Here is a 12,303-nt window from a genome sequence, read left to right as displayed (position 1 = left end):
CGCCAGCCCCCTCTCCTACCACGTCCCGCAGGGGGGATCACGCAGTGGATGTGGCGGACCGACGTGCTGCGCGGCACCGGACCCTGGACGCCGTATGTCGCACCGTCGGCCACGGCGGGCACACCGCTGGTGACCGGTTCGGTGGCCGTGCTGGCGACCACGCTGGTGGCCGCCCGGCGGCGCAGCTGGCCGTGATGGCGCGGCGGGAGCAGAAACAGTGCCGCGGGCACGCACACCGCCAGCGCGATCGCCCAGCCCAGCAGTCGCTCACCGACCGGGCCGGCCGGCGTACAGGCCGGCAACACGAAGGTCAGCAGCGTGGCCCGCTGGCCGGCTGCGACCGTCTCACTGAGCACCCCGGAGAACGTGACCGCGACTCCCAGCGCGAACATCGTCGCCACCGACACCCACGGATGGGGTGCCACCAGGGTGCCGAGCGTGATCAGCACGAACCCGTTGAAGCCCAGCCCGGCGTAGGCCACCGCCCGGTTCTGCCGATTGCCCGGGAAGTCGGAGAACACCAGCAGCGCGATCGACCCGAAGATGGTGAACAGCGGCGTCTGGGCGCTGTCGCCGGCCAGCGTGAAACTCAGCGCAGCGGCCAGCGGCACCACCACCGCGGCCCGCAAGGCGCGCCGCAGTGCGTCGCTGTCGGGGTCCCGCTGAGCGATGCGTCGCACCAGGCGAACCCGCAGCCCGTGCAGCGCGGCGACCATCAGTGTGCGAGGACCTTGATGCCGATCACCAACAACCCGACGCCGCTGAGCAGGACGACCGTCAGGATCTGCTGCCACAGCGGCAGGCGGGTCCGCCGCACGGCCGCCAGCGCGATCAACCCCAGCTCGACGACCAGGATCCATTTGGCCACCCACATCGCCGTGTCCGTGTCCAGCAGGTCCACGGCCGCGCTGCCCAACGCGAGCAGCGGCAGCAGCGCGGCCTGCAGAATCTGTCCGGAACACTGCAGCATCCGCCACAACTCGACGCCGCGCGGTTTCCGGCTGTGCACGCTCATGTGCGCGACCCAGTCGGCCAGCAGGCTGGCGGCCCACAACCCGCCCATGGTGACCCCGACGTCGAGCATGCGGGCCCAGCCGCTGGTGTCGTCCTCGGTGTAGCGCGTCAGCACCACCAGTGTCGCCAGGCACGAGATCGCGCCGTAGAGGCGCTCGCGCAGCATCGCGACCACGTGCTCGACGGGAGCTTCGTCCACCTCGGAAGCGGCGGGTTCACTCACGACCGGGCACCGAGGTGAACAGGCCCGTGTCCAGCGCCCCGAGCAGCTGGTCGCCGATCCAGCGCAGGCCCGTCGCGTCCGCCGGCAGGATCGCCTGCTCGTAGCCGACCAGCAGGTAGAGCGCCCATGCGGCGAACAGTTCGGCCTGCCGCGGCTGCTGCAGGATCTCCAGCGCGGCGTGGTACATCACGTCGAAGCGCTGCCGGTCGACGGCTTCCTGGACCGAGCGCACCTGGGGATCGACCGCGCTCCAGACGCGGATGGCGGCTTCCGCGCTGTGCGGCAGGGCCAGCGCCGCATCGATCAGCCGGTCGATGCGGCGCCGCGGATCGGTCTCGGCCTGCGAGGCCTCGACGATCTGCAGCGTCATGCCTTCGTGCCAGTGCGCGACCAGTTGCTGCGTGAACGCGGGCCAGTTCGAGAAGTAGTGGTAGAACGACCCGGTGGTGACGCCCAGACGGTCACACACCTCCGCGAGCTTCAGCCCGCCGTATCCGAGGTCGGACAGCACATCGAGTCCGGCCTCGAAGAACGCCTCGCGCGACGCCACGGCCCCCATGGTCGAAGACCCTAGTTCGCCGACGGGGCGGCGAACAGACACGGGCCGGTGCGACACGGGCCGGCGGGCCGGTCTGACGGCACAAGGGTTTGCTGCCGGATCACCCTCGGGTAACGGCTCGAGATGGCGTCGCGAAGCACCGGGTGACGTGTGGCACAATTTGACCGTGCCGTATACGGCTAGCCGAGGCCCAGGACGCCCTCCCGCAGCGAAGGCCGCTGAAACACGGGAGCGCATTCTGCATGCCGCGCGCGATGTGTTCAGCGAACTCGGCTACGACGCGGCGACGTTCCAGGCGATCGCCATCCGCGCCGATCTGACCCGTCCCGCCATCAACCATTACTTCGCCAGCAAACGTGTCTTGTGGGCCGAAGTGGTCGAGCAGATCAACGCGACGATCGTCAGCAGGGCCATTGCCCGGGCGCAGGAGCAGACCACGTTGATCGGCCGGTTGTCGGCGTTCCTGTCGGTGGCCACCCAGTCGGAATCCGACGACCGCTCGGCAGCGGCCTTCCTGGTCACCTCGGTGCTGGAAGCGCAGCGCCATCCCGAACTCAGCAACGACGAACACGATTCGCTGAAGAACTCCCGCGCGTTCGTGTCCTGGGCGGTCAACGACGCGGTGCAGCGCGGCGAACTGAGCACCGACACCGACGTGAACTACCTGGTGGAGATGCTCGTCGCCGTGGTGTGGGGGATGGGTTTCTACGCCGGCTTCGTCGGCGACCGCAGCGAACTCGGCGCGGTGGTGCACAAACTCGAACTGCTGTTGGCCAACAAGCTCTGGAATCTCAGCGAATAGCCCCCTTTCGATTAGCTAGGGTTGCAAAGTAAAGCCGCTTCCGATCGAAAGGGGCCGTGATGAGTTCCCTCCGCACCGACAACGACACCTGGGACATCGCCTCCAGCGTCGGGGCCACCGCCGTCATGGTCGCCGCCGCGCGGGCGGCCGAGACCGAACGCCCCGACGCGCTCATCACCGACCCGTACGCGCGGTTGCTGGTCTCCGGGGCCGGCGCCGGTTCCTGGCAGTACGTCGTCGACGACGGGTTCGTCGCCCAGGTGACCGAATCCGATCCCGAGATCGGTGCCTTGTTCGAGCACATGAAGAACTACCAGGCCGTGCGGACGCATTTCTTCGACGCGTTCTTCACCGCCGCGGTCGAGGCCGGGATCCGCCAGATCGTCATCCTCGCCTCGGGCCTGGACTCGCGCGCGTTCCGGCTGGCCTGGCCCGCCGGCACCACCGTCTACGAGATCGACCAGCCGCTGGTGCTGGAGTACAAGACGTCGACCCTGGCCGCGCACGGCGTGCAGCCCGCCGCCGACCGCCGCGAGGTGCCGATCGACCTGCGCCAGGACTGGCCCGCCGCGCTGAAGGGCGCCGGCTTCGACCCCGCGGCGGCGACCGCGTGGCTCGCCGAGGGACTGCTGATGTACCTGCCCGCCGACGCGCAGGACCGGCTCTTCGCACAGGTCACCGAACTCAGCGCGGCCGGAAGCCGGGTCGCCGCGGAGTCGATGGGCCTCCACGCCCAGGATCGGCGGGAGCGGATGCGGGAACGGTTCGCGGCCATCACCGCGCAGATCGACGTCGAGCCGATGGACATCACCGAGCTCACCTACGAGGATCCGGACCGCGCCAACGTCGCGGAGTGGCTGTCGGCGCACGGCTGGACGGCACGCGAGGTGCCGTCGCGGGACGAGATGCGCCGGCTCGACCGCATGGTCGAGATCGCCGACAGCGACGAGCAGTCCTTCTCGACGTTCACCGTCGGCGTGAAAGTCTGATCCGTCGGCGGGCTTGACGCCTGTTCACCAACCGGGTGGTTGGCTACGATGCGGGTACTCCTCAGGTCAGGAAGGGACCCCATCATGACCACCGAATCCGTCGTACCTGTGCACGCCGACGGCGGCGTGACCAGCACCGACATCCCCGCCGTCGTCCGCAAGCTGCGGGGGACGTTCGCGACCGGCCGCACCCGCAGCGTCGAGTGGCGCAAGGAGCAGCTGCATGCGCTCGAACGCCTGATGACCGAGAACGAGGGCGCGATCGCCGAAGCGCTGGAAAAGGATCTGGGCCGCTCCCCGTTCGAGGCGTGGCTGGCCGACGTGGCCAGCACCACCGGTGAAGCCGCCTACGCGGCCAAGAACGTCGGCAAGTGGATGAAGCGCCGGCACCGGCTGCTGGAGATGTCGCAGCTGCCCGGCCGCGGCTGGGTCGAGTACGAGCCCTACGGCACCGTGCTGATCATCGGCGCGTGGAACTTCCCGTTCGCGCTGACACTGGGGCCCGCCGTGGGCGCCATCGCCGCCGGAAACACCATGGTGCTCAAGCCTTCCGAGGTGGCGGCCGCGTCGTCGGCGCTGATGGCCGAGCTGGTGCCGCGCTACCTCGACAACGACGCGATCGCCGTGATCGAGGGCGACGGCGCGGTCAGTCAGGAGCTCATCGGGCAGGGCTTCGACCATCTGATCTTCACCGGCGGCACCGAGATCGGCCGCAAGGTGTACGAGAGCGCCGCGTCGCACCTGACGCCGGTCACCCTGGAACTGGGCGGCAAGAGCCCGGTGATCGTCGCGGCCGACGCCGACATCGAGGTGGCGGCGAAGCGCATCGCGTGGACCAAGCTGATCAACTCGGGCCAGATCTGCATCGCGCCCGATTACGTGCTGGCCGAGGCCCCGATCCGGGACAAGCTCGTCGACGCCCTCCGCCAGGCGGTCGACACGTTCGAGGCCGGCAACACCGGCGGCAAGAAGATCGTCAACGAACGGCACTTCAACCGGCTCGCCAACGCGCTGGCCGCGACCAAGGGCAAGGTGGCCGTCGGGGGTGATTCCGACGCCGCCAACCTGAAGATCGCACCGACCGTCGTGGTCGACCCCGATCCGGCCGAACCGTTGATGACCGACGAGATCTTCGGCCCGATCCTGCCCGTCGTGACCGTCCAGAACCTGGACGAGGCAATCACTTTCGTGAACTCCCGGCCCAAGCCGCTGGCGGCCTACCTGTTCACCAAGGCCAAGGCGGTGCGGGAGCGGGTGATCAAGGAGGTGCCCGCGGGCGGCATGCTGATCAACCACCTGCTGTTCCACTTCGCCACCCACAAGCTGCCGTTCGGCGGTGTCGGGCCGTCCGGGCTGGGCGCGTACCACGGCAAGTTCGGCTTCGAGGAGTTCAGCCACCGCAAGTCGGTGCTGACCAAGCCGACCCGACCCGACCTCACCGCCATGATCTATCCCCCGTATACAGAGAAGGCGTGGAAACTGGCGCGCAAGCTGTTCTGAGCCGGTCAAACCTTCAAGAGAGGAACATCAGTGCCAGGAGTGCAGGATCGTGTCATCGTCGTCACGGGCGCCGGAGGTGGCCTCGGCCGCGAATATGCGCTGACGCTCGCGCGTGAGGGCGCCAGCGTGGTCGTCAACGACCTCGGCGGCGCGCGGGACGGTACCGGATCCGGATCGGCGATGGCCGACGAGGTGGTCAAGGAGATCAAGGACGCCGGCGGCCGCGCCGTGGCGAACTACGACTCCGTCGCCGAACCCGAAGGTGCGGCCAACATCATCAAGACCGCGATCGACGAGTTCGGCAAGGTCGACGGTGTGGTCAGCAACGCGGGCATCCTGCGGGACGGCACCTTCCACAAGATGGAGTTCGCCAACTGGGACGCCGTGCTCAAGGTGCACCTGTACGGCGGCTACAACGTGATCCGCGCCGCGTGGCCGCACTTCCGCGAGAACGGTTTCGGTCGCGTGGTCGTCGCGACGTCGACCAGCGGTCTGTTCGGCAACTTCGGTCAGGCCAACTACGGTGCCGCCAAGCTCGGTCTCGTCGGCCTGATCAACACGCTGTCCCAGGAGGGCGCGAAGTACAACATCAAGGCCAACGCGATCGCGCCGATCGCCGCGACCCGCATGACCCAGGACATCCTCCCGCCCGAGGTGTTCGAGAAGCTCACCCCGGAGTACGTGGCCCCGATCGTGTCCTACCTGTGCACCGAGGAGGTGCCCGACACCGCCTCGGTGTTCATCGTCGGCGGCGGCAAGGTGCAGCGCGTGGCGCTGTTCCAGAACAGCGGCGTGACGTTCACCGAGGTGCCCTCGGTCGACGACGTCGCGGCCAAGTGGGGCGAGATCACCGATCTGTCGGCGGCCGAACGGGCCACCTTCAGCCTCGGTTGATGAAAGCGCTTGTCGCACAAGAGCTGACAGGGCCGGCCGGGCTGGCGTACACCGACGTCGAGGACGTGCACAGCGGCGATGCCGTCGTCCTCGACGTCGGGGCCGCCGGCCTCTGCTTCCCCGACCTGCTGATGCTGCGCGGTGAATACCAGATGAAGGTGCCGGCGCCGTTCGTCCCGGGCCTGGAGGTCGCCGGAACCGTGCGGTCCGCTCTCGAGGGCTCGGGTCTGGTTGCCGGCCAGCGGGTCTCGGCGTTCAGCCTGCTGGGCGCGTGGGCCGAGCAGGTGGCGGTGCCGGTGCGGAGCGTGGTCCCGACCGACGCCGCGCTCGACGACGGGTCGGCGGTGTGCCTGCTGGGCAACTACTACACGATGCACTTCGCGCTGCAGCGCCGTGGTGGGCTGCAGGCGGGTGAGACGGTGCTGGTGCTCGGCTCCGGCGGAGGCATCGGCACAGCGTCGGTACAGATCGCGAAAGCGTTGGGCGCGAAAGTGATCGCGATGGTGCACCGCCCGTCGGCGGCCGAGTTCGTGGAGTCACTCGGCGCCGACGTGGTGTTGCCGCTCACCGACGGGTGGCTGGACGCGGTCAAGGCGGAGACGGGCGGCCGTGGCGTCGATCTGGTGGTCGACCCGATCGGCGGTGCCGCCTTCGACGACGCCATCCGCGCGCTGGCCACCGAGGGCAGGCTGCTGGTCATCGGATTCGCCGCCGGCGGGATTCCCACCGTCAAGGTGAACCGGCTGCTGCTGCGCAACGTCAGTGTGGTCGGTGTGGGCTGGGGTGAGTTCGTCAACCGCACGCCCGGGGCGCAGGCGCAGGTCGGTGCGGCGCTGGCGACTCTTGTCGACGAGGGGCTCAGACCACCTGCGCCGGTGCGGTTCCCGCTGTCGGACGGGGTGGCCGCGCTGCAGGCCTTCGCCGGCGGTGCGGTCAACGGCAAACTCGTCCTGGAGCCGTAGATGATTCGCGCGCTGGCCTTCGACGTGTTCGGCACGGTCGTGGACTGGCGCTCCAGCGTCATCGCCGCACTCTCTGAATTCGGCCGGCGCAACGGTGTGACAGGAGACTGGCCGCGCCTCGCCGACGACTGGCGGGCCGGTTACGTCCCGGCGATGGACCGGGTGCGCCGCGGCGAGCTGCCGTGGACCCGACTCGACGATCTGCACCGGGGCCGCCTCGTCGAGTTGCTCGACGCGGCCGGCATCACGGTGGCGGACAACGAGATCGACGAGCTCAACCGGGCGTGGCACCGGCTGGTTCCGTGGCCGGACGCGGTCGCCGGCCTGGCCAGACTCAAACAGCGCTTCGTCATCACCACACTGTCGAACGGCAACGTGTCGCTGCTGACGAACATGGCCAAGCACGCGGGGCTGCCGTGGGACTGTGTGCTGTCGGCGGAGATCTTCCGGCACTACAAGCCCGATCGGGAGGTCTACGTCGGCTGCGCCGAGATCCTGGATGTGGCGCCCGACGAGCTGATGCTGGTCGCGGCGCATCCCTCCGATCTGCGCGCGGCGCGGGACGCCGGGCTGCGGACCGCGTTCGTCCACCGGCCGCTCGAATACGGTCCCGGCCGTACGGTGCACCGGCCCGATGACCGCGAATTCGACGTCACGGCAGACGATCTGCGCCATCTGGCAGATCAACTGGGCGCCTGACCCGCCGGCGTACCGTGGACTCATGACCGAAGCCGCGTTGCGAAAGGCCGAGCGGTTGCTCGCCGACCCGCCGGAGAACCCCGACACCAGCAACGGATATCTCGACCTGCTCGGTGAGCAGCGGGACCGGAACGCCGGCGCGGTGCAGGCGCTGTGGGCGTCGCGGCTCGGATCGCTGCTCTACGACAACGCCCAGACGGTGGCGCGGCGCCTGATGACGGCGTGGCAGGAACCCACGGAATGGTTGAACATCCCGGTCGGCGGCACCGCGCTCGACGTCGGAAGCGGCCCGACGTTCGGGCCGGCCGGGCGTCCGACTCACGGGTGGCCAGTGCGGAGAATTGCGTTTTGATTGGGGAACCCGGCGACCATGTCAGTAGCCGCCCGTGTGCTCGAAGATGCGGCGCGGATTGTCGACGAGCATCGTGGTGATCTGTTCCTCGCTGACGCCACGCTCGCGCAGAGCGGGCAGCACGTCGTCGTGGATGTGGAGATAGTGCCAATTCGGCATGGCCACAGGCAAAGTCTCCTCCGGGAGCGCGTCGAAATAGCAGGACGCGTCGTGTGACAGGACCATCTGATCGGCGTAGCCGCGCTCGCACAGTGTCGCCACCGTCGATACACGGTCCTCGAAAGCCAGGTAGGCGTCGACGCCGAAGCGATCCATCCCGATGTACGAGCCGGCCCCCATGAGTTCCTGGAGGTAGTCGAGATCAGTGGTGTCTCCGCAGTGCCCAATAACCACGCGGGACAGGTCGACGCCCTCTTGCGCGAACACACGCTGCTGATCGAGCCCGCGGCGGGTGCCGGCATGGGTGTGGGTAGAGATGGGCACCCCGGTCTGGCGGTGGGCCTGCGCGACCGCCCGCAACACGCGTTCCACACCCGGGGTTAGTCCGGGTTCGTCCGTGGCGCACTTCAAGATCGCCGCCTTCACGCCAGTGTCAGCGACACCGTGTTCGATGTCGCGTACGAACATCTCGGTTATGATCTCCGGACCGCCCAACGCAGTGCCGGGGCCCCGGAAGTGAAAATGGAACGGTACATCGGTGTAGGTGTAGAGCCCAGTCGCGACGACGATGTTCAGGTCGGTTGACGCCGCGATCCTCGCAATCCGGGGGATGTAGCGGCCCAGGCCGATCACGGTCAGGTCGACGATGGTGTCGACGCCGCGCGCCTTGAGTTCGTTGAGCCGGCTGAGGGCATCCGCCTCGCGCGTCGCGTCGTCACCCCAGGCGTCGGGATAGTTTACGTGGATCTCGGTCGTCATCATGAACACGTGCTCGTGCATGAGTGTGACGCCCAGCGCCTCGGTGTCAATCGCTCCCCGGGCGGTATCGATTTGTCGCACAGGCCTGATGCTAGGGCAGGAAGACCGTGCCGTTACCGCTTGGTGGCGATCGCCCACTAGCTTCCGCGGTTGCGGGTATCCCGTGACGGCAGCGGCCGGTTTTGTGCGCAGTCGCCGGTGGTGCGCCGGATCCTGCCGCGCGGTGCTGTTCATCGCGCCCGGCAGTGCGTTGTGGGGGTTGCTGGCCGTGATCGCCGTCGATCAGATGGGCTTGTCGGCCTCCGGGGTACATGCTCGGCGCGCTGGGCATCGGCGCGGTGTCGGGTGCGGTGTGCTGTTTCGGCAGGAAGAGAACGTCGGTCAGAAGACGCTGTGACCGTCGCCCACCGTGTATGTGCTTTCCGTCGTGCTGGTCGTGCTCGTCCTCGGCGGTACGTCGTGGCTGTTGGCGCTGTCGATGCTGAAACTTCTCGATGTAGCTCAGCCTGCACGCTTGGGTGCGGGCCCGCGGGCGATCGCACACGTTCGTCGAGATGCGTGGGTGCGGTCTTGGGACGAGCATCTGGGCCAGCACGGCACGCGCCAGACCGGGCAGGACCTCGCCTTTGAACGGGACATCGAGGCGTTCGTCGAGGGCTGCGGCACTTCATTGCCGTCCGTCCCGACTGAGCGAATCCAGCCGCCATCGAGAGCCACGTGACGACACCCACGCCTGTTGACCGGAGTGATCCGCACACTCACTCACGCATCCTGTGCAAAAAGTGCAGAACTTGTCGCAAGTGGACGAAGGCCCGCTGTCCGTTTGCGGACAGCGGGCCTGTCGCTGAAGTGCGTTAGGCGACCAGCGTTCCCGCGCGCACCGTGGCGGTCGGCACGAGCTGCTGTTTGAGAGCCCGCTCCTGGCCTTCGGTGTCGGTGATCAGTTCATCGGCGTCCACTAGCTCCAGCACGGCGATGTCGGCCTCCCGGCCCACCGCGAGGCTGCCGATCTCGCCGGCCATGCCAAGTGCCTTCGCCGGGCCTGCGGTGGACGCCTCGACGACGTCCTCCAGGCTCATGCCCAGCGCGAGGTGCTTGCTCATGATGTAGGGCATATCGCGGACCGCGCCCTTGAGGCTCAAGCTGGTCACGTCGGTACTGATGGCATCCGGCAGGAAGCCGTCGCCGATCAGCCGCTCGGCCACGCGGAACGGGAAGTGGCTGCGGCCGTGGGCGACGTCGAATACCACACCCCGCTCCCGAGCGTCGATGGCCTCAGGGATCAGCTGGTCGTCCTCGAGCAGCTGCGCCTTGCCGCGGCCGGTCATCATGTGCGTCACGATGTCTCCCGCTGCGAAGTAGGGAAGCAGCTCGGCGAGCGGATCGGTGGCCCCGCAGATGTGCACCATCAGCGGTACATCCGCCGCCGCGCACACCTCGCGGGCGACCGACATGATCTCTTTGCCGCGCCTGCCGACTGCGCGTTCTTCGAGCCGGACCTTGACGCCCTTGACGATGCCGGGATTGGCCTTGATGGTCTCGAGGGTGCCTTCCGGGTCGGCCCATTCCTCCTTGATCAACTCCCCCATTGGGGTGCCGCCGACCAGGCCGATGTAGGACAGGTGGAGGAAGTTGATCACCCTGGTCCGGGCCGGCTCGACGATGTAGCGCTTGAAGCCGGGAAAGTTGAGCGATCCGCTGCTACCGGCGTCGGCGACGGTGGTGACACCGCGTGGCAGGCAGTCTTGGTCGACGTCGACGCCGCGGCCGACACCCCAGTAGACGTGCGCGTGCAGGTCCACCAGGCCGGGGGTGACGATTCTGCCTACGGCGTCGACCCGCTCGCGGGCCGCCGCATTGGACAGGTCGCCGAGTACGGCCACCTTCCCGTCCTTGACGCCGACGTCGGTGCGCTGATCGATGCCGGCGCCCGGGTCGAGCACACGCCCGCCGGCGATCACCAGGTCGTAACTGTCGTTGGTCATTTGCCATCCTTCGGGGTGACGAGAGCGTCGAGGTCGCTGAGGTCCTGGTGCTGGTCCAGGTCATCAATCCACGCAGACAACGCGTGCACCTGTTCGGCGGGTAAGGTCCGCTCGGCCAGCAGCGAGTACTTGCCCACGAGTTGCTCCTTGCTCATGGGATTGGCGAGCGTGCCGACAGCGTGTCGGACCGCCGCCGTGTGGGTGCTGCCGTCCTCCATCGTCACCGTGATCCGCACTCCACCATGGTCATTGGTGGCGCGGTAGATCTCTTCGATCGCCGGATCGATCACCGTGGTCACATGGGGCACCAGGCTGGTCAAGCGCTTGTCGTCGAGGATGTCCTCGCGCCAGGTGCCGGCGTCGCGCAGGTCGTAGAACAACGCCGTCGCCGCGATGAAGTTGAGGCTCCTCTGTGCGGCCATCAATGACTGCGGCGGAATGTTGTCGACGTTCGGGGTGATCTTCGTCGAGCAGGCGACCTCGATCGCGGTCACGTTCCCGGGTTCGAATCCCGGCCGGCCGCGGAGTTCGCCGATCGCATCGATGGTGCTGTGCAGGTGGCCCACGGCGGCATAGGGTTTGGTCTCCCAACCGGTGATCTCGAAACCAGCGCCGAGGTCTGCTACCAGCGCTTCCATCCGGGGTGCCTTCTCTGTGGAGAAGGCCGAGCAGATGCCGAACTCTCCCTCCAGAATCGTGGAGGGGCCGGTGAAGCCGCGGCCGGCAAGCAGGGCCGCAGTGACGCCGGCCTGCGACGGCCAGCCGCCGCCTTGCAGCCGTTTGACCATGGTGCCCTTGGACTCCTGCATGTGAGCGAGCAATCCGGACGCGAAGCTGCCGACGATGCCCAACGTGTTCACCAGCCCGTTGGCGTCGAGCCGGTTGGCCATCGCGGCGGCGGTCGCGGCGCCGAGGATGCTGCGGATGCTCACCCAGTAGAAGCGGGTGATACCACCCTGGGTGGCCCGCGCGACCCGATAGGCGACCTCGTAACCGGCGACCACGGCGGTGATCAGTTCACGTCCGCTGGCACCGCTGTACTGGGCCGTGGCGATCGCGGCCGGAATGGTGGGCGCGCCATTGTGCAGATCGAGAGCCGCGCTCCGATCGTCCATCTCGATTCCGTGGGCGGCCGTGCCGTTCACCATCGCGGCGGCCGGAGCCGACAGCGAGCCGGGACGCCCCCACAGCGTTGCGGGCCCCGCAGCCCCGGATTCGCCGGCAAACTCCGAGACGATCGTCGTCCATGGCAGGTTGGCAGAATACAGTGCCACGCCCATGGCGTCGCGGATGGCGATCTTCGCCTGCTCCACGACTGCGGGCGGCAGGTCCTCGTACTTCAGCCCCGCGATGTACTCGCTGAGCTGCTGGGTTTCTCTCACCGGTATCGACCTCTCCGTAATCTC

General features: G+C 68.0%; 14 protein-coding genes and 2 pseudogenes. 10 read left to right on the top strand and 6 right to left on the bottom strand.

Annotated features, from left to right (window positions below; translation table 11 throughout):
• The first annotated feature begins 48 nt into the window (after positions 1–48).
• Positions 49–195, top strand: coding sequence for an alpha-(1->3)-arabinofuranosyltransferase family protein (locus ASJ79_RS34905; protein WP_369803600.1), 147 nt, complete (start codon positions 49–51; stop codon positions 193–195).
• On the opposite strand, the pseudogene ASJ79_RS00560 reads toward ASJ79_RS34905, so the two are convergent.
• The 3 genes and pseudogenes from ASJ79_RS00560 to ASJ79_RS00550 all read right to left on the bottom strand — a co-directional run.
• A pseudogene (locus ASJ79_RS00560) lies at positions 168–716 on the bottom strand (FUSC family protein); the annotation flags it as partial. The gene ASJ79_RS34905 and the pseudogene ASJ79_RS00560 overlap by 28 nt on opposite strands.
• A complete protein-coding gene (locus ASJ79_RS00555) occupies positions 716–1,180 on the bottom strand; it encodes a hypothetical protein (protein WP_369803599.1) in 465 nt (154 codons plus the stop codon). The pseudogene ASJ79_RS00560 and the gene ASJ79_RS00555, both read right to left, overlap by 1 nt.
• 49 nt (positions 1,181–1,229) lie before the next feature.
• A complete protein-coding gene (locus ASJ79_RS00550) occupies positions 1,230–1,796 on the bottom strand; it encodes a TetR/AcrR family transcriptional regulator (RefSeq protein WP_067952308.1) in 567 nt (188 codons plus the stop codon).
• Positions 1,797–1,962: 166 nt separating this feature from the next.
• Here ASJ79_RS00550 and ASJ79_RS00545 point away from each other — a divergent pair, with 166 nt between their 5' ends.
• The 7 genes and pseudogenes from ASJ79_RS00545 to ASJ79_RS00515 form a co-directional block, all read left to right on the top strand.
• The gene (locus ASJ79_RS00545) at positions 1,963–2,598 is read left to right on the top strand and encodes a TetR/AcrR family transcriptional regulator (protein ID WP_197420029.1); all 636 of its coding nucleotides are present in this window, start codon (positions 1,963–1,965) and stop codon (positions 2,596–2,598) included.
• A gap of 59 nt (positions 2,599–2,657) precedes the next feature.
• Positions 2,658–3,587, top strand: coding sequence for a class I SAM-dependent methyltransferase (locus tag ASJ79_RS00540; RefSeq protein ID WP_067952306.1), 930 nt, complete (start codon positions 2,658–2,660; stop codon positions 3,585–3,587).
• A gap of 84 nt (positions 3,588–3,671) precedes the next feature.
• On the top strand, positions 3,672–5,087 hold the full coding sequence (locus ASJ79_RS00535) for an aldehyde dehydrogenase family protein (protein ID WP_067952305.1): 1,416 nt from the start codon (positions 3,672–3,674) through the stop codon (positions 5,085–5,087).
• Positions 5,088–5,117: 30 nt separating this feature from the next.
• Positions 5,118–5,981, top strand: coding sequence for an SDR family oxidoreductase (locus ASJ79_RS00530; protein WP_067952304.1), 864 nt, complete (start codon positions 5,118–5,120; stop codon positions 5,979–5,981).
• Complete coding sequence (locus ASJ79_RS00525) at positions 5,981–6,943, top strand: NADPH:quinone oxidoreductase family protein (RefSeq protein WP_067952303.1); 963 nt, start codon at positions 5,981–5,983, stop codon at positions 6,941–6,943. Before ASJ79_RS00530 ends, ASJ79_RS00525 begins: the two co-directional genes overlap by 1 nt.
• Positions 6,944–7,642, top strand: a complete 699-nt coding sequence (locus ASJ79_RS00520) for a haloacid dehalogenase type II (RefSeq protein WP_067952302.1) — start codon at positions 6,944–6,946, stop codon at positions 7,640–7,642.
• 22 nt (positions 7,643–7,664) lie between these two features.
• Positions 7,665–7,934: pseudogene (locus ASJ79_RS00515) on the top strand (SAM-dependent methyltransferase); the annotation flags it as partial.
• A gap of 81 nt (positions 7,935–8,015) precedes the next feature.
• On the opposite strand, the gene ASJ79_RS00510 reads toward ASJ79_RS00515, so the two are convergent.
• Positions 8,016–8,993, bottom strand: a complete 978-nt coding sequence (locus ASJ79_RS00510; protein WP_067952301.1) for a phosphotriesterase — start codon at positions 8,991–8,993, stop codon at positions 8,016–8,018.
• A 142-nt stretch (positions 8,994–9,135) separates the two neighbouring features.
• Between ASJ79_RS00510 and ASJ79_RS31835 the strand changes: the two genes are divergently transcribed.
• Positions 9,136–9,309: a hypothetical protein gene (locus ASJ79_RS31835; RefSeq protein WP_156448226.1), complete on the top strand. Its 174-nt coding sequence runs from the start codon at positions 9,136–9,138 to the stop codon at positions 9,307–9,309.
• Between the two features lie 12 nt (positions 9,310–9,321).
• Positions 9,322–9,633, top strand: coding sequence for a hypothetical protein (locus ASJ79_RS00505; RefSeq protein WP_067952300.1), 312 nt, complete (start codon positions 9,322–9,324; stop codon positions 9,631–9,633).
• Positions 9,634–9,766: 133 nt separating this feature from the next.
• Here the strand turns inward: ASJ79_RS00505 and ASJ79_RS00500 are convergent, their stop codons facing one another.
• Positions 9,767–10,897, bottom strand: coding sequence for an amidohydrolase/deacetylase family metallohydrolase (locus ASJ79_RS00500; protein ID WP_067952299.1), 1,131 nt, complete (start codon positions 10,895–10,897; stop codon positions 9,767–9,769).
• Positions 10,894–12,279 (bottom strand): MmgE/PrpD family protein, encoded by a 1,386-nt coding sequence (locus ASJ79_RS00495; protein WP_067952298.1) that lies wholly within the window; start codon positions 12,277–12,279, stop codon positions 10,894–10,896. Before ASJ79_RS00495 ends, ASJ79_RS00500 begins: the two co-directional genes overlap by 4 nt.
• Positions 12,280–12,303 lie beyond the last annotated feature (24 nt).

The sequence above is a fragment of the Mycobacterium sp. NAZ190054 genome (assembly GCF_001545925.1).
Lineage (GTDB): Bacteria > Actinomycetota > Actinomycetes > Mycobacteriales > Mycobacteriaceae > Mycobacterium.
This window is presented reverse-complemented; position numbering and strand designations above follow the sequence as displayed.